Annotated in this window: 17 protein-coding genes; 7 read left to right on the top strand and 10 right to left on the bottom strand. The window is 68.8% G+C overall.

The window, feature by feature from the left end:
- Positions 1–56: 56 nt before the first annotated feature.
- Genes HH310_RS21380 through HH310_RS21370 form a run of 3 tightly spaced genes read right to left on the bottom strand, consistent with a single transcriptional unit; the run spans position 57 to position 2673 of the window.
- Positions 57–773, bottom strand: coding sequence for a polysaccharide deacetylase family protein (locus HH310_RS21380; protein ID WP_169177375.1), 717 nt, complete (start codon positions 771–773; stop codon positions 57–59).
- Positions 770–1870: a glycosyltransferase gene (locus HH310_RS45435; protein WP_169177374.1), complete on the bottom strand. Its 1101-nt coding sequence runs from the start codon at positions 1868–1870 to the stop codon at positions 770–772. The genes HH310_RS21380 and HH310_RS45435 overlap by 4 nt, the downstream gene beginning before the upstream one ends.
- A complete protein-coding gene (locus tag HH310_RS21370; protein WP_169177373.1) occupies positions 1867–2673 on the bottom strand; it encodes a hypothetical protein in 807 nt (268 codons plus the stop codon). Before HH310_RS21370 ends, HH310_RS45435 begins: the two co-directional genes overlap by 4 nt.
- 118 nt (positions 2674–2791) lie before the next feature.
- Between HH310_RS21370 and HH310_RS21365 the strand changes: the two genes are divergently transcribed.
- The 3 genes from HH310_RS21365 (at position 2792) to HH310_RS21355 (ending at position 5802) form a co-directional block, all read left to right on the top strand.
- Positions 2792–4207 carry a cell wall metabolism sensor histidine kinase WalK gene (locus HH310_RS21365; protein WP_248294239.1) on the top strand — a complete coding sequence of 472 codons (1416 nt, stop codon included), beginning with the start codon at positions 2792–2794 and terminating at the stop codon, positions 4205–4207.
- A gap of 60 nt (positions 4208–4267) precedes the next feature.
- Entirely contained in the window at positions 4268–4888 is a 621-nt protein-coding gene (locus HH310_RS21360; protein ID WP_169177372.1) for a VTT domain-containing protein, read from the top strand.
- Positions 4889–4971: 83 nt separating this feature from the next.
- A complete protein-coding gene (locus tag HH310_RS21355) occupies positions 4972–5802 on the top strand; it encodes an alkaline phosphatase family protein (protein WP_169177371.1) in 831 nt (276 codons plus the stop codon).
- A gap of 20 nt (positions 5803–5822) precedes the next feature.
- On the opposite strand, the gene HH310_RS21350 is transcribed toward HH310_RS21355, so the two are convergent.
- From HH310_RS21350 to HH310_RS21340, 3 genes are all read right to left on the bottom strand, one after another.
- Positions 5823–6725, bottom strand: a complete 903-nt coding sequence (locus tag HH310_RS21350) for a M48 family metalloprotease (RefSeq protein WP_169177370.1) — start codon at positions 6723–6725, stop codon at positions 5823–5825.
- Entirely contained in the window at positions 6722–7099 is a 378-nt protein-coding gene (locus HH310_RS21345; protein ID WP_312034246.1) for a BlaI/MecI/CopY family transcriptional regulator, read from the bottom strand. The genes HH310_RS21350 and HH310_RS21345 overlap by 4 nt, the downstream gene beginning before the upstream one ends.
- A 1761-nt stretch (positions 7100–8860) precedes the next feature.
- Entirely contained in the window at positions 8861–9718 is an 858-nt protein-coding gene (locus tag HH310_RS21340; protein ID WP_169177369.1) for an ABC transporter permease, read from the bottom strand.
- Between the two features lie 177 nt (positions 9719–9895).
- On the opposite strand from HH310_RS21340, the gene HH310_RS21335 reads away from it, so the two are divergent.
- Together HH310_RS21335 and HH310_RS21330 are read left to right on the top strand one after the other, a co-directional pair.
- Positions 9896–11851, top strand: coding sequence for a bifunctional diguanylate cyclase/phosphodiesterase (locus HH310_RS21335; RefSeq protein WP_169177368.1), 1956 nt, complete (start codon positions 9896–9898; stop codon positions 11849–11851).
- Positions 11852–11965: 114 nt separating this feature from the next.
- Positions 11966–13207 (top strand): hypothetical protein, encoded by a 1242-nt coding sequence (locus tag HH310_RS21330; protein WP_248294238.1) that lies wholly within the window; start codon positions 11966–11968, stop codon positions 13205–13207.
- A 75-nt stretch (positions 13208–13282) separates the two neighbouring features.
- On the opposite strand, the gene HH310_RS21325 is transcribed toward HH310_RS21330, so the two are convergent.
- From HH310_RS21325 to HH310_RS21315, 3 genes are read right to left on the bottom strand one after another with little or no spacing between them, the layout of a single operon-like run.
- A complete protein-coding gene (locus HH310_RS21325; protein WP_169177367.1) occupies positions 13283–15433 on the bottom strand; it encodes an FtsX-like permease family protein in 2151 nt (716 codons plus the stop codon).
- Complete coding sequence (locus tag HH310_RS21320; RefSeq protein ID WP_169177366.1) at positions 15430–16107, bottom strand: ABC transporter ATP-binding protein; 678 nt, start codon at positions 16105–16107, stop codon at positions 15430–15432. The genes HH310_RS21325 and HH310_RS21320 overlap by 4 nt, the downstream gene beginning before the upstream one ends.
- The gene (locus HH310_RS21315; RefSeq protein ID WP_169177365.1) at positions 16104–16628 is read right to left on the bottom strand and encodes a PadR family transcriptional regulator; all 525 of its coding nucleotides are present in this window, start codon (positions 16626–16628) and stop codon (positions 16104–16106) included. Before HH310_RS21315 ends, HH310_RS21320 begins: the two co-directional genes overlap by 4 nt.
- Before the next feature lie 110 nt (positions 16629–16738).
- Between HH310_RS21315 and HH310_RS21310 the strand changes: the two genes are divergently transcribed.
- On the top strand, positions 16739–17518 hold the full coding sequence (locus HH310_RS21310; RefSeq protein WP_169177364.1) for a hypothetical protein: 780 nt from the start codon (positions 16739–16741) through the stop codon (positions 17516–17518).
- 16 nt (positions 17519–17534) lie between these two features.
- Here the strand turns inward: HH310_RS21310 and HH310_RS21305 are convergent, their stop codons facing one another.
- Positions 17535–18197, bottom strand: coding sequence for a hypothetical protein (locus HH310_RS21305; protein WP_169177363.1), 663 nt, complete (start codon positions 18195–18197; stop codon positions 17535–17537).
- Positions 18198–18355: 158 nt separating this feature from the next.
- Between HH310_RS21305 and HH310_RS21300 the strand changes: the two genes are divergently transcribed.
- The gene (locus HH310_RS21300) at positions 18356–19180 is read left to right on the top strand and encodes an RNA polymerase sigma factor SigF (protein WP_169177362.1); all 825 of its coding nucleotides are present in this window, start codon (positions 18356–18358) and stop codon (positions 19178–19180) included.
- The last annotated feature ends 5 nt before the right edge of the window (positions 19181–19185 follow it).

Here is a 19185-nt window from a genome sequence, read left to right as displayed (position 1 = left end):
TGCCTTCTCTCTCTTCTGCACAACGGAGGCCGGTCCGGAGGGTGCGCCGAAACCGATCAGTGGATGCCGTGTTCGGCGAGCGGGCCGACCTCGAAACCGCGGGCCTGGCAATAGGTGAGGATCGCCGGCAGCGCTCCGACGGCGTTCTCCCACGACAGGGGTGTGGCGGCGTGGTCGCTGTCGTGCAGCAGGATGGTGCCGCCACCACGCAGTCCACGCCGCACGGTGCGGAACACTGATTCCGGGGTTGCCGACGGTGTCCAGTCGCGGCCCCAGCAGGTCCACAGCACCGGGGTGAGTCCGAGCCGGCGCGCGCCGAGCAGCGCGGCCGTGCTGGCCACCCCGTACGGGGGCCGCCACCAGCGCGGCGTCTGCCCGGTGATCGCGGTGATCGACGCACAGCCACGGGCGAGGTCGCCGAGCGTCGCGGCAACCCGGCGTTTGAGCAGCAACCGGTGTTCGTAGCCGTGCAACCCGATCTCATGGCCGGCGTCGACGATTGCCCGGGCCACGCCGGGGTGCTCCTCGGCCATGCGGCCGAGAAGAAAGAATGTCGCCCGCACACCGGCGATGTCGAGCAGCCGCAACACCTCGGGCGTGGCCTCCGGATGGGGTCCGTCGTCGAAGGTGAGTGCGACGTGATGGCGATCCCCGACCCCGGACAGCGCCGGCAACAGGCGCCGTCGCGCCGGACCGACCGCGGCCAGAGCCGGGCCGGCGTAGGCGGCCGCGGCCGCGGCGACGGCCACACCGACCAGCTGGGCGGTACTCATGCCGCGATCACCTCGGCCGCGGCCGGCACCACCCCGGTGGCGGTCAGCGAAGTGATGATCGCTGTGGCGTCCGGGCCGGCCTCGGCGGGCGGCCGGCGGGCCATCCCGGTAATCGCCAGCTTGACTTCCACGGTCAGCTCCGCCACGGTTTGTGGCCATGGTGAGACGTCGGCGTCTTCGAGAGCCGCGGCGTTGGCGACGCCGTGGCCGGGCAGGCAGCGGTAGCTGATCACCGGTACGCCGCTGGCCATCGCCTCGGCGCTGGACAACCCGCCGGCGTTGTGCACGACCACGTCGGCGGCGCGCAGCAGGTCGGGCATCGTGTCGACCCAGCCGAAGACGATTGCATCTGAGGTTCGGTCCAGGCGACGGTGCAGCCTCTCGTTGCGTCCGCACACGACAACCGGCACCGCGACACCGCTCGCGGTGATGTCGCGTGCGGTGGCGGCCACATCGCCGACGCCCCACGAGCCGGCGACCACGACAGCGAGACGTTCGTCGACAGGTAATCCGAGCCGGTGGCGGGCCGCGGCTCGTTCGCCGGGCCCGGATACCGGCTGGAACGCCGGACGCACGAGCGGGGCAACCGCCACGGCGGGCCCGCCTAGCCGATGCACCTGCGCGGCGATCGGCCGGCCCGGAGCAAGGTGCACGTCGACACCGCCGGCGACGCACAGCGGATGCACCCACGGGTCGGTCATCACCGCGGCCACCGGCATCGGAAGCCGCTCGGTGCTACGCAGCCGGCCGAGCACCTGTGTCGCGAGCGGGTATGTGGACACCACGGCGGACGCGTCCAGCGGAATCGCGGCCAGCATCCTGCTCGCGGCCAGCCGCACGGACAGGCCGGCGGCACCGGACGCGACGCGGGGACGCCCGGCCACGGTCAGAACATGGGCCCAGCTTTGCGGAAACGTGTGCAGCTGCGACGCGTACAGGGAACGCAGTCGCAAGCCGAGCCCGGCAGGGAGCATGTCGAGAAAGTCGTGCCGGACCACCGCCTGCCCTTGATCTTCGAGGCGGCGGGCGAGCTCGGCGGCGGCACCGTCGTGCCCGGCCCCGATGCTCGCCGAGAAGATCACCACGGGAGCGCTCACCACGCGGACCCGGCGCGGCGTGCGGCGTTGTCCAGGCTCGGCCGGTCGCGTTGCGACATCGTCAGATACACCACCAGGCCGAGGATCGTGACCAGGAAGATCAGGCTGGTGAACACGGTGCCCAGCCCCAGACCACCGGCGACGCGCGGCTGGGCGAGATAGTCGCCGAGCGAGGCACCGAGCGGACGGGTCGCCACGTACGCGATCCAGAACGCGACCACCGTGCCCAATCGCAGGTAACGATGCGCGTCCCACACCGCGGCGATCACCAGGACGAACAGGATGGCCGCCGCGGCGTACCCCAGACGGAAGACCTCGGAGACCAGATCGCCGAACGAGGTGCCCAGCGCGAACGTGAAGAGAATCGCCAGCCAGTAGAAGGCCTCACGACGCGGCGTGTCGACTGTCGTGATCGACAGCGTCTTCTCCGTGGCGTACCAAATGGTGAAGGTTGCCGCCAGCAGCACCGCGAACACCCCGGTGGTGACCTCCAAGGACACCCCGAGGTCGTCGACCAGGCCGTCGGTGAACAACGTGCCGACGATGCTGACCAGCACCACGACCAGCCAATACAAGGTCGGGACGTAGCGAATCTCGCGGAACTGCAGCACCAGCACGACGGCGAGGACCGCGCACATCACCACCGTGGTCAACGTCAGCCCCAGACCGAGCGTGGTGTTGAGGAAGTCCGCGAACGTCTCGCCCACCGTGGTCGCCAGAATCTTGATGACCCAGAAGAAGATCGTGACCTCGGGGACCTTGCTCAAGAAACGGCGAAACGGCCGGTACCCATCCGTGTTCATGGCCGCACCCTGACGACCACCGGCTAAGAAAACCCTGAAGAGGCCGATCTTCAACGTTTCTTCAGCTGAACAACGGCTTTCAGGGCTCGTTCAGCACCGCCCTCTTAGCGTGGCGGCCATGCGAAAACCCCTGGTCGTGAGGCTACGACGGCGGCTCGGAGTGCGGATGCGTTCCGCGCTCGCGGCCGGTGTGGTCGTCGCGGTCGCCTCGCTGCTCGCCGGTGGGGTGCTGCTGCTGACCGCGCACGGCGTGCTGGTCGACAACGTCAACACGGCGGCCGGCGACCGCGCCACCCAGCTGAGCACAGCGATGGCCGCCGGCGACGCGTCGGCCGTTACGGCGGCGCTGCGCCCCGCGTCCCCCGGCCGTACCGTCGCTCAGGTCCTCGACTCCGCCGGCCAGGTCATCGGCGCTTCGACGGCGATCGCCGACCACCCGCCGATCTCCGCGCTACGGCCGGCCGCGGGCAAACGCCTGCAGGAGACCAAACACCTCAACCTCGGCGAAGAAGCCCCGTTCCTGATCATCGCGACCGGTGTCCACACGCCCACCGGGGTGCAGACCGCGCTGGTCGCCGAGTCCACCGACACGGTCAACGACGCCGATGAAGCGATCGCCGCCGCGGTGGTGGTCGGCCTGCCGGTGCTCACGATCATCGTGGCGGTGGCGACGTTCCTGTTCGTCGGGCGCACGCTGCGCCCGGTCGAGGCGATGACCCGGCAAGCCGCCACGATCACCGCGCGGAATCTGCACACCCGCCTGCCCGTGCCGGTCGCCGACGACGAGATCGCCGCCCTGGCCGACACGATGAACACGATGCTGGACCGGATCGAGACGGCCTCGGCCGCGCAACGCCGGTTCGTCGCCGACGCCAGCCACGAACTGCGCAGCCCCCTCGCCACCATCCACGCCAACGCCGACCTGCTCGTCTCCGCCGGCCTGCCCGACACCGAAGCCGCCCCGGCCGGGCGCATCCACACCGAGAGCCGGCGCATGGCCAAACTCGTCGACGATCTGTTGCTGCTGGCCCGGGTCGACGACCAGGCATTGCGCGTACGCCATGAGGACGTCGACCTCGATGATCTCGTCTACGTTCAGCGCGACCGCGTTAGTCTCGAGCACCCGCAGTTGCTGGTTGACGGGCGGGTCGAGCCGGTCCGGATCAGCGGGGATCCCGAGCAGCTGCACCGGGTGCTGCGCAATCTGGTCGACAACGCCGTCCGCCACGCCCGCAAGACCGTCACCATCAGCCTCACCGCCCGTGACAGCGGCGGCATCGGCATCGGCATCGGCGAGATCGTCATCGGTAACGACGGCCCGCCGATCCCGGCTGCCGACCGCGAACGCATCTTCGACCGCTTCGTCCGGCTCGACGACAGCCGCTCCCGGCACGGCGGCGGCGCCGGACTGGGCCTCGCGATCGCCCGCGACATCGTCACCGCTCACCACGGCACCCTCACCGCCGACGCCCTGACCCACGGCGCCGCGATGCGGATCACCCTGCCGCTCATGTCCAATACCTACAACATGTAGGTTTAAAGTTCCGCCTGCTGGGCATTCCGCCCTCGCAGGCCATCGAATGAAAGGCGGAACGTGGGCCCGTCATTTCTCGACCCGCAATCGCTGATCTCGACGTTCGGCCTGATCGGCATCCTCGTCATGGTGTTCGCCGAATCCGGGCTGCTCATCGGCTTCTTCCTGCCCGGCGACTCGCTGCTGTTCACCACCGGCCTGCTCGTCGCCGACGGCACCTACCTGCACCAGCCACTCTGGCTCATGTGCCTGCTCGTGTCGGCCGCGGCCGTGGCGGGCGACCAATTCGGCTATGCGTTCGGACGCCGATTCGGCCCGTCGCTGTTCCGGCGACCGGACTCCCGGCTGTTCAAACAGGAGAATCTGACCCGCGCCGGCGAGTTCTTCGCCAAATACGGCGCCCGCTCCATCGTGCTGGCCCGGTTCGTGCCGATCGTGCGCACCTTCACGCCGATCGTGGCCGGCGCCAGCCACATGCATTACCGCACGTTCCTGCTCTACAACGTCATCGGCGGTACGGCCTGGGGCTGCGGGGTGACAATCCTGGGCTATTTCCTGGGCCAGGTCACCTTCGTCAAGTCGAACATCGAGCTCATCCTCGTCGCCATCGTCGCGATATCGCTGATCCCGGTCGCGATCGAACTGCTGCGCGCGCGCCGTAAGAAGTCGCCACGCCACTGAACGGGTGTCGTGCCGGCTTTCCAGCACGCACTCCTACAAGATGTAGGCGTAACCGGATATTTCGTATTTTCTCGGGAGACGTCATGCGTGCCGCACTCGTTATCACCACCATCGCCGCGCTCACCACCAGCGCATCACCGGTCCACGCCGCCCCTTCGCCACCTCGACCCGACCATGTCGTGATCGTGATGCTCGAGAACAAGCGCTACGACGCGGTGGTCGGCAACGCGAAAACGCCCTGGATCACCGCCCTGGCCCGCAATTCCGCCAGCATGCTCGACTTCCGCGCCGAAACCCACCCCAGCCAGCCGAACTACCTCGCCCTGTTCTCCGGATCCACCCAGGGCGTCACCGACAACGGCAGCCCGCACGACCTCGGCGCCCGCCCCAACCTCGGCCGCCAGCTCATCGACGCCGGCCACACTTTCGCCGGCTACTCCGAAGACCTGCCGCACGCCGGGTTCACCGGCTGCTCCTACCGCCGCTACGTGCGCCGCCACAACCCCTGGGTCAACTTCAGCAACATCCCATCAACCGCCAATTTGCCGTACGCCTCCTTTCCGTCGGATTTTCGCCGCCTGCCCACGGTCGCCTTCGTCACCCCGAACCTGTGTCACGACATGCATGACTGCCCCAAGGCGTACGGGGATCGCTGGCTCGGAAAGCAATTCACGCCCTACATCGACTGGGCCACAACACACAACAGCCTGTTCGTGCTCAGCTTCGACGAGGACAACCGCACCGGCGGCAACCGCATCGCCACCATCATCGCCGGCGCCGGCGTGCGCCCCGGCCAGTACCGCGACCGTGTCGACCACTACGACCTGCTGCACACCCTGCAAACCATGTACGGTCTCCCGCACACCGGCATCGCCCGGCACCGCAACGGCCTGCCGGACATCTGGCGGCGATGACGGCGTTTGAGCCCGCTGTCTCACAGCCAGGCTTGGGCCAGGTGGACGAACGCCTCCGTGGTGGCCGCGGCGACGCCGAGAAGGATCACGCTGAGCAGGACCGGAATGGCCAGGCGGCGGCAGTGCGGGGTGGGGGCGGGCTGAGTCAGCGCTTGCACCCGTCGCACCACAACGCCGCCGTCGATGCCCAGCGCGGCTGATGCCGGCGAACCGGACGCCGCGAGGGCAGCACGGGCCACCGCCCGCGCCGCGACACCACGATCGCCGACCTCGGCCGCCGCGTCCTCGTCGGCCCAGCGTTCCACCAGGTACGCGACCGCGTCACGCACCGGTATCAGCAACGGGTTGAGCGCGGCCGCCGCCGCGGCGGTCGCGGTCAGCCGGTGATGGCGGTGAACGAGATGGGCGTGCTCATGGGCGAGCACGACCCGCCGCTCCCCGGCGTCGAGCAACCGGAGAATGCCGGTGGTGACCAGCAGATGTCCCCGGCGACGGGCGGTGCCGGGAATCGCCACCGCCATCGGCGTCTCCCAGTCCGCCACCACCATCCCGGCTTCGGCCTGCTGGCGAGCGTCGCCAATGGCCCGTAGCCGCCGATGCGTGGTGACCCTGCGGTGCGCATCGATGCCGAGTCGCGCGGCGCCGCCGATCAATACGAGGGCCGCCATGAACGCGACCGGTCCCGGTACCGGCTCCGGGAGTTCCAGCGCGGGATGGTTGTCCAAGGCTGCCAACGGTGGCACGTCGTCCAGCATGGTCAGCGCGAGAAGCGCCAGCGACCAGGTCGAACACGCGGCCGCGATCGCCGAGGCGAGGCTCAGAGCCCAGGCGGCCGGTCCCGGAGCGCCCCGGGCGGCGATCCAGGGCGCCGCGAGCGCCAGCGGCAACCCCAGCAGCAACGGCAGGTAGACGGCGACGGTCACCGCCGGCGCCTCTCGGTACCGGCCAGCACCTGCCGCAGCAACGCCGCATCGGCCTCGTCCAGAGACGCCGCGAACTGCTGAAGCACCGCGTGCCGGTCGGACCGCTCCCCCAGCGCCGCTTTCATCTGTGCCGCGGCCGCCGTCGCCGCATCGACCACCGGCCAGTAAGTGTGTCGCCGACCGTCGAGCCGACGCTGCACGGCGTTCTTCTCGTGCAGACGGGTGAGGATGGTCTGCACCGTGTTGTAGGCCAGATCGCCGCCGAGTTCGTGCTGGACCTCAGTGGCGGACATCGGGGCCTGCGCGGCCCACAACGCCGTCATGACCGCGGCTTCCAGGGCGCCTCGCGGCCGCCGGTTGTCGTTCGTCGTCACCGTCGCTGACCTCCGGCTTCACGATATCCCGGCCCGGCAGCTCGGCGCGGCCGCCGACACGAATTACACCTACATGGCGTAGGTGTAAGGTCGGAAGATGACCGTCGACCGACGCACGCCCCTTCTCTTGACCGGTCGGTCGGCGGTCGCTTTCGCTCTGCTCACGGTGGCCGTGGCCGGTCACAGCGCACCGCTGCTCGGCCTGGACAGCTATCTCAGCGCGGCTGCTGCTGCTCGCCGCCGCGGCGATCGCCCGGGTTTGCTCGCATCGAAGCCACCAACGCTCTGTGTGGGTGTACATGCAGAGCCAGATACGCCAGCGAATACGTAAGCCTCGGGCCAGTATTGCTGCAGGGAGAACCCAGAGATCAGCGATTACGCGAAGTGATGCACCACCGCCATTCGGCGGCGTCCGGATTTGCCGAGATGAGTGCGGCGAATTGCTCGGCTAGCCCTGCGTGCAACGCGTGGCGACGGGCGCGTCTAGCTCTGGCGAAGGTCCTGAACTGCCGGGGTGGACCGCACAGCCGTTCCGCTGAAGGGGTGTTCGCCGTCGTCGATCGGAAACGTTGGCGCACGGCGGTCCGCGGTCCTTTCGTCCAATATTCCGCAGCTTTACCCGCTGATCCGGGCAGGCGAATTGGTGGCGGGTTTTTCCGGGCCGTTGTCGTGTGCCGGTGGCGTGACAGCGGAATATGGGCACGATGTGCTGGGCGGGTGTGAGTCGTCGCCAAGCCGGTGGCCTGATTGCCGTGCCCGCCGACGGCCTTGCTGTGGGTCGCCTCCCGTGCTGGTGGCCGCGACGTGCCGGTGCAAGCATGCGGGCGGCGGGGGCGGCGCTCTCGTCTGGGGGTCGCATGCTTGCCGCGGCTGGGGGCGGCCCGCGGTGTGGGTCGCCACGCTGCGCGGGCGCGACCCGACTCTCGCGCGGCGCGGCTGGGTTGCGGAGCACAGCCGGGTTGGGTGGGGCGGACGGGTCGCGGGGTGCGGCGGGATTACGGGGTGCGGCCGGATTACGGGGTGCGGCGCGGTCTACCGGCCCGGTGTGACCGGTGAGCTCGCGGTGCCGGCCGGTGTCGCGGCAGGCTACGTAATCGGGGTGACCCGCCGGCGCGGCTCGTCCATCCGGGCCGGCAGGCCGGGCGCGCTGCGGCGTGGCTTCCGGGGCCGGGGAGCCTGCCGGTACGGCACGGCTTGCTCTATCCGGCTGGTTGGCTGCCGCTGGTGCCGGGCGCTGGGTCAGGGTTGCCTCGGCGGGCCAGATCAACGGCGGGACCGCCTCAGCCAGGTCATGCAGGCCGATGATCGCGCATTCGTCGGAACAGCCATGCGCCCGGCACAGTTTACGCGCGTGCCGGCGCGCCAACCCCCAAGACCGCCGCCGTGCCTGTTCACCACGAAACGCGTCCTTTCCCGGCGAATATCCTCGTGCCTTAGTGCGGTCACGCAGAGCAGCCGTCACCGGCCGGGTGAACAAGGAAAGCTGCTGGTACCGCATGAATACATTTTCCCGCCCTGCGGACGGCCTCGCATCAAAACGATCGTGCCAACCCCAGAAAACCATAACCGTCCACACAAGACACATTGCCGGCACGCCAATTCCGGGCTATTCATCAGCTCTCTTTACCAGCTTACGGAAGGCGACTCTCATGCCGCGATTCGGGCGTCGGCGGCCCTCGATGTTATTACTCACCGTATGCAGCGGATATGGGTCGCCCGGCCAGTGACAGACGGAGAACGGCCTTTGGGGCTGGCTCCGCCTCACCGCTGGCGTTTCCCCCGGCGAGCCAGCCAAGATCGGCGTTCTGGTTCAGAAGATCCCGGCGTGGTGGACGTTCGCGACCGCCAGCCGGATCTCGTGGGAGTTTCTGTCCCGTGTGGTCTGCGGATCAACCCGCGGGCGACCAGTTCCAGCGTCACCGCCGCTGCAATCGCCTCCGCCGCCAGCAACGCGATGAGCACCAGCAGCTGGGTCGCCCCGGCCTGTACCGCTGATCCGCCACCGAGCAGAACACCGACGAACGCGCCGGGCAGCGTCACAAGCCCCACCGTGCGTGTCTGGTCCAGAGCCGGCACCAGGGCCTGCGCGGCCGTCGGCCGGGCCACCTCGAGTGCGGCGTCGCGTGGTAGAAAGCCAAGCGCCAGGGCGGCCTCGTATTCACCGTGCCGGTTACGTAGCTCGTCCAGCGCCCGCCGACCGGCGAGCGAGGTCGCGGTCATCGCACCGCCGATCAGAATCCCTGCGATCGGCAGTACCGCCACTTCGGTCATGGGCATCGTTCCGGCGGCCACGATCACGGTGCCGGCCGGCGCCACACCGAACACGATGGGCAGAATCACCAGCCATCCCAGCCGCAGTGTGCTCACCCGACGGGCCGAGGTCGCGGTTGCCACCAGCGTCATCAGCACGATGAATCCTGCGGTCGCCCACCAGGAGTGCAGCACCGCCGCGATCAGCAGCGACACCGCGCCGAGCTGGACCACCGCGCGGACGGAAGCGGTGATTACCGCGCGGCTGACGCCGAGCCGGCCGATCGCCGCGGCCGCCACCGCCAGCGTCACCAGTGCCGCCAGGACGACGGCGAGCACCGGCCCGGCCGAAACCGTTGCTTGCCCCATCGGGGAACATTGCCACACCACAGGGCAAATCCGCGCCAGCGAGCCCCGCCCGGCGCCCGACGCGTGCGAGAGCTCCGAGTTCTCAGATCAGCCGTCTGATATGCCGATAAAGGCGACGTGCGGACTCTTCTCTCACGGTGGCGGCGGCGCGGATCATCGCCGGGATCCGCTCAGCACATGGCCAGGCGCGGCGCGACCATCGTGCCCCCGGTCGATGCCGCACGAGGCGACGCCTCCCGCTGGCGGATGGGCCTGTTGTGGCTGCTGGCGCTCACCGCGATCGTGGTGGCCGGTGTGAGCACCGTGGCGATCACCAAGTTGCAGAAGGACGCGGAACGCAGCAGCGAACTGCGCCTTCTCCTGACCGAGATGCAAAGTGCCGCCTGGCAGCAGAGCACGATCCGGTTGGAAGCGGTGATGGCGAACCGGCTGTCGCCCTCCGCGGCGCAGACCCGCCAGGAGATTCACGACTACATCGACGCCATCGGCGACCATTTCTCGCTGCGTGATCCCGGAAACCCGCAGGCCCAGGCCGTGCAGGACACCTTCGAGACCTACGATCACGCGGTCGATGAGGAGTTCATCCTGCTCGGCCGAGGCGACATCGGCGGCGCGCAGCGCCTCGACGCCGAGCGTGCCGCTCCGGCCTACAAGCAGATGACCCTGGCTCTTGCCGACGCCGACCGGCACTACAAGCAGCAGGTGGACAACGCCTCCGCCCGTGCACAACTCGGGGCGGGACTGATCGTCGGCTCGGGCGCGCTGATCATGCTGCTGCTGGTATGGCAGTCCCACCGGCTGCGGTCACGGTCGTTCCGGCGCGCCACGTATCAGGCGTCGCACGATGCCCTCACCGGTTTGCCGAACCGGGTGCTGCTGCACCAGCGCATCACCCGATCCGTCGACGCCGACACCGGCGCGGCGCTGCTGCTGATCGACCTGGACCGGTTCAAAGAGGTCAACGACACTCTCGGCCACCACTACGGCGACCACCTGCTCATCGAGGTCGCCCAGCGCATGCAGGCCATCCTGGGCCCCGAACCGACGGTGGCCCGGCTCGGCGGCGACGAATTCGCCGTCCTGCTGCCCGGCGTCAGCAACGCGCAGGACGTTGCCGCGCTCGCCGGCGACCTGCAGAAGGCTTTGGCCGAGCCGTTCCTGTTGGACGGGCTGAGCCTCACCGTGGCCGGCAGTATCGGCGCGGCCCTGTGCCCGCAGCACGGCAGCACCGCCGACGAGCTGATGCAGCGCGCGGACATCGCCATGTACGCAGCCAAAACCCGGCGCGCCGGATACCTGCTGTTCGACGACAGCCAAGACAGCACCGACCCGCGCAAACTCACCCTCGCCAGCGACTTGCGCCGCGCGATCGACCAGAACCAGCTCACCCTGCACTACCAGCCCAAGGTCGACGCCCACACCGCTACCGTCCTCGGCGCCGAGGCACTGATCCGCTGGCACCACCCCGAACACGGCATGGTGCCGCCCGACGAGTTCATCCCTCTCGCCGAACACACCGGCCTCATCACGCCACTGACCCGATTCGTGCTCGACACCGCGGTACGACAGTGCCGCTCCTGGATGCTCGACGGCCACCAGCTCAGCGTCGCCGTCAACATCTCCACCCACCAGCTGCTCGACCTCGGGTTCCCCACCACGATCAGCGACCTGCTCACCCACTGGCAGGTACCGGCCCGGCTGCTCACCCTGGAGATCACCGAAACCGCGATCATGGCCGACCCCGACCGGGCGTTGCAGACCGTCCAGCAACTGCACGACCTCGGCGTCCAGCTGTCCATCGACGACTTCGGCACCGGCTACTCATCCATGGCGTACCTGAAAACCCTGCCCGTCGACGAACTCAAAATCGACCGGTCCTTCGTCAGCCGCATGACCACCAGCGAACGCGACGCGATCATCGTGCGCTCCACCGTGGAACTCGGCCGCAACCTCGGCCTCAACGTCGTCGCCGAAGGCGTCGAGGACAGCGCAACCCGCGACCAGCTCGACGCGGTCGGCTGCAACGCCATCCAGGGCTACTACATCTCCAAACCGGTCGCCTCCACCGGGTTCGGGGACTGGCTCACCGAGCACGCGAACCTCGCTGCGGCCTCTCCGACCCGTAAAGTCTGACCGGCGCGACTCTCCGGATCCCGTGATTATCACCTGATAGGAGTCTTCAGCGAAATTTCAGGACTCATGATGGATTGTCGTCTTGGTCCCAAAATTTTCTTTAGGAGACTCTCCATGACGCTGACTTCTGCCCGCGCGGAACAGACGCGCACCTGGATGACCAAGGTCCCGGCGATCACCGCCACGTTCTGGATCATCAAGGTGCTGTCCACCACGATCGGCGAGACGTTCGCGGACTACCTGACGGTCAACGTCGGCCTCGGGCCGATCACCACCGACGCGATCATGGCCGTGGTCCTGATCGCCGCGCTCGCCATCCAGTTCCGCACCAGCCGATACACGCCGTGGATCTACTGGCTGTGCGTCGTGCTCGTCAGCATCGTCGGCACCCAGATCACCGACTTCCTCACCGACACCCTCGGCGTCCCGCTGCTGGCCAGCACCATCGCTTTCGCCGTCGTCCTCGCCGTGGTCTTCACGATCTGGTACCGGCAGGAACGCACCCTGGCCATCGCCTCCATCGACACCCCGCGCCGCGAAGGCTTCTACTGGGGTGCCATCCTCACCACGTTCGCGCTCGGCACGGCCGCCGGTGACTACGCCACCGAGGCGCTGAGCCTGGGCTTCCGCAACGGCGCACTGATTTTCGGCGGGCTCATCCTGGCCGCCTGGATCGCCCGCAAGGCGGGCGCCGGCCTGGTGCTGACGTTCTGGATCGCGTACGTCCTGACCCGGCCACTCGGCGCTTCCCTGGGTGACCTGCTCACCCAGGACAAACAGTTCGGCGGCCTCGAGCTGGGTGCCAGCGCCACCAGCCTGCTCTTTTTCGCTGTCATCCTGGTGCTGGTAGCCCGCGAACAACTCCTGGTCGGCAAGCACGGCGTGACGGCAAAAGGCAGCGGACGCGGCCGCGACTACGGATGGGCTGCCGCCGGCGTTGCGGCCGTCGCCGCCGTCGGCGCGGTATTGAGCTCGGCACAAACCACCCCCGGCGATACCGCCACCACCGGCCTGACCGTCAAGGGCACCAGCACGGCAGCCGCCACCCGAAAGCCGCATCCCACAACGCGGCTGGGGGACCTGACATCGTTCGTGACGATCGCGACCGATGTCCAGGCCAAAGTCAACGCCAACAACCTGTCCGGCGGCAAAACCCGGGTCAAGGACCTCGAGGTCGCCTGGGACGATGCCGAGGCCGGCCTCAAACCCCGCGACCCCGGCAAGTGGCACAAGCTCGACGACCAAATCGACACCGTCCTGACCGCCCTGCGGGCGGGCAATCCCAGCCAAGCTGACTGCGCAAGCAGCCTCAAAACCCTGATCAGCACTCTCGACACGTTCGACGGCATCGCCTGAACCGCGTCATGCCCCGGGTGACTCAAGACCGTCACCCGGGACGGAGCGCTGACGTCTGGCAGCGGTATCACTCGGTCATTCGCTGCGTGCGGTCTCCGGGCCGGTGATGCGTTCCAGCAGCGGCAGGGTGGAGGCGATGATGCCGAGACAGGCCGCCAGCCCGGCGATCACGATCCCGTAGAAGGCCGCTCCCGGCGCCACCAGGGTGTAGCCCATCTGCGCCTGGAGGAACAGTTGCGCCGCGAGGAAGCCCATCCCCATCGCGATAACGGCAGCGGTGACCATCGGCGCGGCGGTCTCGAACGCCACGACTCGGCGCAGGACCTGGACCGGCGCGCCGCTGAGCCGCAGCAGGCTGAACGGGCGTTTGCGTTCGGTGAGGCCACCGATCACGCTGACCGCGAGGCTGCAGCCGGCGATGGCGAGGCTGGCGACGATGACGACGTCGGCGAGTTGCTGCCAGCCTCGCAGCGTGTCGGCGAAGTCCGATTCGAAGTCGCCGGGCACATGCGGCGCGACCGCGTAGCCCGAGTACCCCTTCTCCAGTGCGGTGCGTGCGCGTTCGATGGCGGCTGCCGAGCCGTCGGTGAGAACGACGATCGATTCGGCCGGCAACGTCGCCAGCCCGTCGAGCGGGACGGTGGACGCGGGCCACACTCGTGCGGGATCGGCCGTCGCCCCGTACGGGACGAGGTCGGTCGACACCTCGGCGACGGTGACGCCGCCGGCGCACCGCCCGTACGCGGCAGGGATGTCGGAACACGCCACCACGGGGCCGGCGTATTTGACGGGATTCTCGCGGAGTTCGGTGGCGGCTTCGACGCCGGGGGTGGAACGCAGCTCGGCGAGGGTCGTTGCCGGCACCGGCTTCCCGTCGGGCATGTAGGTCGACAGCGTGGCACTGTCGGTCGAGCCGGTGGGCGCGGGCCCACGGTTCGCGACAATCGTGGTGATCACGCCGGTGGCCACGGTGGTGATGAACAGGGCGAGCATGATGCCGCTGATCGCCCGGAAGCCGGCCTTGGGGTTGTCCGCGAGGCGGCGCGCCGCGATGAGCATGGCCGGCCGGGTGGAGCGCCGCGCCATGACCCGGGCGCTGACCATGGTCAGCAGTGGGCCGGCCAGCAACAAGCCGGTCATGACCAGCAGCAGCCCGGGGACGAACACCGCCATCTGCCCGTCCGAGGTCTCCGGCCTCGGTCCGATGAGGAAGAACGTCAGTTCGGCGAGGCCCAGCAGCAGCGGGACCAGCCGGTACCAGCGCGGCGGCCGTGGCGTGGTCCGCCGGGTGATGCCCAGCGGCGAGACCCGCACCCGGCGCAGCGACACCGCCGCCGCCAGCGCCGCGCCGGCCGGCACGCCCACCGCGACCAGCAGCACGTCCCACCCGCCGAGCGAGATGTCGCTGGAAAAGAACCGGTCGCCGGTGAACGGGATGCTCGCCAGCGAGTCCCGGAACACGAAGAACAACACGAAGCCCAGTGCGGTCCCGGCGAGCGCCGCGGAGGCTGTCTCGATCGCCGCGACCACCGAGATCTGCCTCGGGGTGGCACCCACCAGCCGCATCGCGGCGAACCGTTGCTCGCGGCGGGCAGCGTTGAGCCGGGTGGCGGTGCCGATGAAGATCAGGACCGGGAACAGCAGCCCGGCCACGATCACGCTCATGATGAGATCCACGACGGTCTCGGGCAGCGCGGGTGCGTTGTCACCGGTGCTGGTGAGCTGCCTCGCGCGCGGCTGCTCGGCCAGCAGCTCGGGCGTGCTGCCGGCGATCAGCAATAGCGTGTCGGGCGAGGTCAGCGCCGCATCGCCAACAATTCCCACATTGTGTACGGGATAACGATCGGCGAGCTGGTCACCCGGGTTGGCGGCGAGTAACCGCTGCAGCGCCGATGAGGCGTAATACTCCCCGACAGCGGGAGTCCTCGGGATGCCGACCGGGACAGGCGATGCGGCGCCGGTGGCGGCAACGTCGACCCGCAGGATCTGCTCGCCGTGGAAGTAGTCCTCGCGGGTACTCCACCACAGCGGATCCCCGGACGCGCCCGACGTGGACGGCGGATACAGCGCGGCGTACCGGGTGAGCTGGGCGTTGACGGCGTTGATCCCGGCGAAGGTGGCCAGCAGCAGACCCGCACCAACCGCCACGGCGGCGGCGATGATGACCAGACGGGTGAGCGCCTCGCGCCCGCCGGCCACGGCCAGGCGCAGCCCGAAGCCGATCATGACGCGACCCGGTGCGGTGCGTTGACCCGCCCGTCGCGCACGATGACTTCCCGGTCGGCGTACGCGGCGACGCGCGGCTCGTGGGTGACCAGAATGACCGTGGTGCCCTGCTCCCGCGCGGTGCCGACCAGCAGATCCATCACCTGTTCGCCGGTCAGCGAGTCCAGCGAACCGGTCGGCTCGTCGGCGAACAGGATTTCCGGCCCGGCGACCAGAGCCCGCGCGAGCGCGACACGTTGCGCCTGCCCACCCGACAGCTCCCCCGACCGGCGCTCCCCCAGCCCGTCGAGACCCAGCCGTTCGACGAACCCGTACGCCTTGGCCAGCGCGGGCGTCCGGCGGATCCCGCTGAGCATCAACGGCAGCGCCACGTTCTCGGCGGCCGTCAGCTCGGGAACCAACTGTCCGAACTGGAACACGAATCCGAACCGGTCCCGACGTAAGGCACTGCGCTTGGTCTCGGTCATCGAGTCGACTCGCGACCCGTCGAAAACGACCTCGCCGGAATTGGGCACGAGAATGCCGGCGAGGCAGTGCAGCAAGGTGGACTTGCCGGAGCCGCTCGGTCCCATGACGGCCAGGATCTCGCCGGATGCCACCTCGATGGTCGCCCCGCGCAGCGCGGGCGTCGCCCCGAAGGAGAACATGACGTTCCGGGCTTCCAGGATTGTCATCGCTGTACCGCCTTCCGCAGGGCGTCCAATCGGGCACTGGTCGTTTCGATCCACCGCAGGTCGGCCTCGAGGTGGTAGAGGCCGTGGTCGGCGAGCAGCCCGTCGACCAGGCCGCCGGCACGTTTGACCTCGGTGAGCTCGCGCATCCGCTGCAGGTGAGCGGCGCGCTGGGTGTCCAGATATTCCTCGGCCGGACGCTCGAGCATCAACGCCAGCACGACCTTGGAGAACAGCACGGTCTGCAGGTGGGGTTCCGGCTCCACCGGCTGGGTCAGCCACTGCTCGAGCTCGGTCGCCCCCAGGTCGGTGATCACGTAGCGCTTGCGGTCGGGCCCGTCGCCGGGGCTGACCTCGCTGACGACGACTTTGCCGTCTCGGGTCAGCCGCCCGAGCGTCGAGTAGACCTGGCCGAACGGCAGCGGCTTGCCACGGCCGAAGAAGGTGTCGTAGTCCCGCTTCAGGTCGTAGCCGTGACTCGGCTCGCGTTCCAGGAGGCCGAGGAGGGTGAGGGGAACACTCATGCCGGAAGAATACACTGGAGGTATACACCGAGTACATACGCGTCATAAGAAAGCCGTAAGAGATCTCGCGCTCAGCGTTTCTTCAGGCCGGCCCGGTGACCCTGTCCGCCGTGACAGTCGATGATCGAATCCGCCGCCCAGCCGCTCTCGTGGCCAAGGTGCCGCAGGTGACGGCCCTGTTCTGGGTGATCAAGGTGCTGACAACCGGCATGGGCGAGACCGCATCGGACTTCCTCGCCCGCGCGATCGATCCACCGATAGCCGTGGCGTTGGCGCTGGCCGCCCTCGCCGCGGCCCTCTACCTCCAGTTGCGCGCACGCCGATACCGCACCGGCCTCTACTGGTTCACCGTGGTCATGGTCAGCATTTTCGGCACCATGGCCGCCGACGGACTGCACGTCGGGCTTTCCATCCCGTACGCCGTCTCCACCGCCGTGTTCGCGGCAGCCCTCGCCTTGACACTCTGGTGGTGGCACGCCCGCGAAGGCACCCTGTCGATCCACACCGTCACCCGCGGCCGCCCCGAACGCTTCTACTGGGCCACCGTGCTGATCACCTTCGCCCTGGGCACCGCCGCCGGCGACCTCACCGCCACCACCCTCGGCTGGGGCTACCTACCGTCCGGGTTGGTGTTCGCCGCCGCCATCTGCCTGCCCGCGCTGGCGTTCCGCACCCACAGGCTCAACGCGATCGCCGCCTTCTGGACCGCGTACGTCATCACCCGGCCCCTCGGCGCATCCTTCGCCGACTGGATGGGCGTACCCACCGACCGCCACGGCCTCGGCTGGGGAACCGGACCCGTCACCGCGGCATGGGCGGCCGCCATCGTCGCACTCGTCGCCTACCTCGGGCTGCACCGCACCAGCACCAAAACCGCCACGGCCATCTGATCGCGCGGCGCCGCTCCTAATCGACCGGCGGCGGCACGACCATGAACCGACGCGACAGCGGCGCGCGCCACCGGACCCGTGTCTCGACGACGCCGGCCCCGACGCCGAGCAATTCCAGAAAGTCCAGCACCGCGGACTCGTCACCCCGAGCGAATCGGTCGCCCGGCCGAGCCGGTACGTCCCACCGCTCCTTCGCGTCCCACCGCTCCTCGTCGTCCTCGTCGCCGGGCGACTGTGCGAGGTAAGCAGCCACGTCCGCGCGATCGAGGGCCAGCTCCGGAAACGCGGCAACGACAGCCTCCGGCCGACCACGCGAATCCTTACCCGGGAACCAGTCACCCTCCGGCGATTGACCGAACCAGTCCACCGCCACCCCGCGCTCGAACAGCTCGTAGCCCCAATAGTCGCCGTCATAGACGAACACCAGAGCGCCCGCGCAGCCGAGCACCTCGGACACATGGAACTGGGCCTGACGCCGCAACGTCCACTCCCAACCACTCGTCCAATCGAGCAGCGTCCAGCCGTCGCGCTGCTCGTAGAGGTCGAACGCGTCGGCTCGCGCGTCCGGCGCCACCCGCTCGACCTGACGATCCTGCCGCGACCAGAAGTCGGTCAGGGCGGCGTAGACGTCGTCGTGCGAGACGCCACGAAAGACGTTGAGCCGCATGAATAATCCCATGACCGAAAAACCTACGCGGTCCTCAAGATCCCACCGTGAGTTCCCCATTAGACACTCAGCGTGACTCATACTTTCGGCTAGCTTCGGCTCGGTTATTCGGTTATGATCATGCGGCCGAACGGGTATCCGTCCTGGCGGGACAACCGAAGGATCACGTCATGACCAGCGCACCTGCCGCGACTGTCAACCAGCCGGCCGCCACCGACGGTGACACGTCTACCGACCCCCGTACGGCGGACGTCGCCGGTGATCTGATCAACGCGCTTGCGGCGATGCCTGCCGGTCATCCCTCCCGGCCGGCCCTGCGCGAGAAGACCATCGAGGCATGGCTGCCGCTGGCCCACCACCTCGCGCACCGCTACACCGGCCGAGGCGAACCCACCGACGACCTCGTGCAGACTGCCGTCATCGGGCTGATCAAGGCGGTCGACCGGTTCGACGCCGGGCGCGGGGTGGACTTCGCCGGCTACGCGATCCCGACGATCCTCGGCGAGGTCAAGCGACACTTCCGCGACCGCACCTGGTCGATCCGGGTCCCGCGGCGCCTGCAGGAACTACGCCTTGCGATCACCGAGGCCAACAACACGCTCACCCACTCGCTGGGCCGGCCGCCGCTGGTCGCGGACGTCGCCGCGCACCTGGGCATCACCGAGGAAGAGGTCCTCGAGGGACTGGACGGCGCCCGCGCCTACAACACCACCAGCCTGTCCACCCCCATCGGTCCGGACGGCGGCACCGAACTCGGCGACACCATCAGCGACCACACCGACGACTACGACAACGTCGACATGCGCGCCAGCCTCGGCCCGGCGCTGGCCCTGCTCGACGAGCGGGAGCAGAAGATCATCGCCCTGCGCTTCTACGGCAACCTCACCCAGTCGCAGATCGCCGACCAGGTCGGGATCTCCCAGATGCACGTCTCCCGCCTGCTGACCAGGGCGCTCACCAAGCTCCGCGGCCAGATCGACGCCGACGCGCTCTGACGGAC

This window comes from Actinoplanes sp. TBRC 11911 (assembly GCF_012933445.1).
In the GTDB taxonomy this organism is placed as follows: domain Bacteria; phylum Actinomycetota; class Actinomycetes; order Mycobacteriales; family Micromonosporaceae; genus Actinoplanes.
The sequence above is the reverse complement of the archived record's forward strand: the minus strand, read 5'-3'. Positions and strand labels throughout refer to the sequence as shown.

Bases quoted from the DNA above. Each gene is read 5' to 3' on its own strand.
- HH310_RS21315 (WP_169177365.1), bottom strand. From the start codon at position 16,628: ATGAGTGTTCCCCTCACCCTCCTCGGCCTCCTGGAACGCGAGCCGAGT.
- HH310_RS21355 (WP_169177371.1), top strand. From the start codon at position 4,972: ATGCGTGCCGCACTCGTTATCACCACCATCGCCGCGCTCACCACCAGC.
- HH310_RS21365 (WP_248294239.1), top strand. From the start codon at position 2,792: ATGCGAAAACCCCTGGTCGTGAGGCTACGACGGCGGCTCGGAGTGCGG.
- HH310_RS21330 (WP_248294238.1), top strand. From the start codon at position 11,966: ATGACGCTGACTTCTGCCCGCGCGGAACAGACGCGCACCTGGATGACC.
- HH310_RS21335 (WP_169177368.1), top strand. From the start codon at position 9,896: ATGGCCAGGCGCGGCGCGACCATCGTGCCCCCGGTCGATGCCGCACGA.
- HH310_RS21300 (WP_169177362.1), top strand. From the start codon at position 18,356: ATGACCAGCGCACCTGCCGCGACTGTCAACCAGCCGGCCGCCACCGAC.
- HH310_RS21370 (WP_169177373.1), bottom strand. From the start codon at position 2,673: ATGAACACGGATGGGTACCGGCCGTTTCGCCGTTTCTTGAGCAAGGTC.
- HH310_RS21305 (WP_169177363.1), bottom strand. From the start codon at position 18,197: ATGGGATTATTCATGCGGCTCAACGTCTTTCGTGGCGTCTCGCACGAC.
- HH310_RS21380 (WP_169177375.1), bottom strand. From the start codon at position 773: ATGAGTACCGCCCAGCTGGTCGGTGTGGCCGTCGCCGCGGCCGCGGCC.
- HH310_RS21340 (WP_169177369.1), bottom strand. From the start codon at position 9,718: ATGGGGCAAGCAACGGTTTCGGCCGGGCCGGTGCTCGCCGTCGTCCTG.
- HH310_RS21325 (WP_169177367.1), bottom strand. From the start codon at position 15,433: ATGATCGGCTTCGGGCTGCGCCTGGCCGTGGCCGGCGGGCGCGAGGCG.
- HH310_RS21320 (WP_169177366.1), bottom strand. From the start codon at position 16,107: ATGACAATCCTGGAAGCCCGGAACGTCATGTTCTCCTTCGGGGCGACG.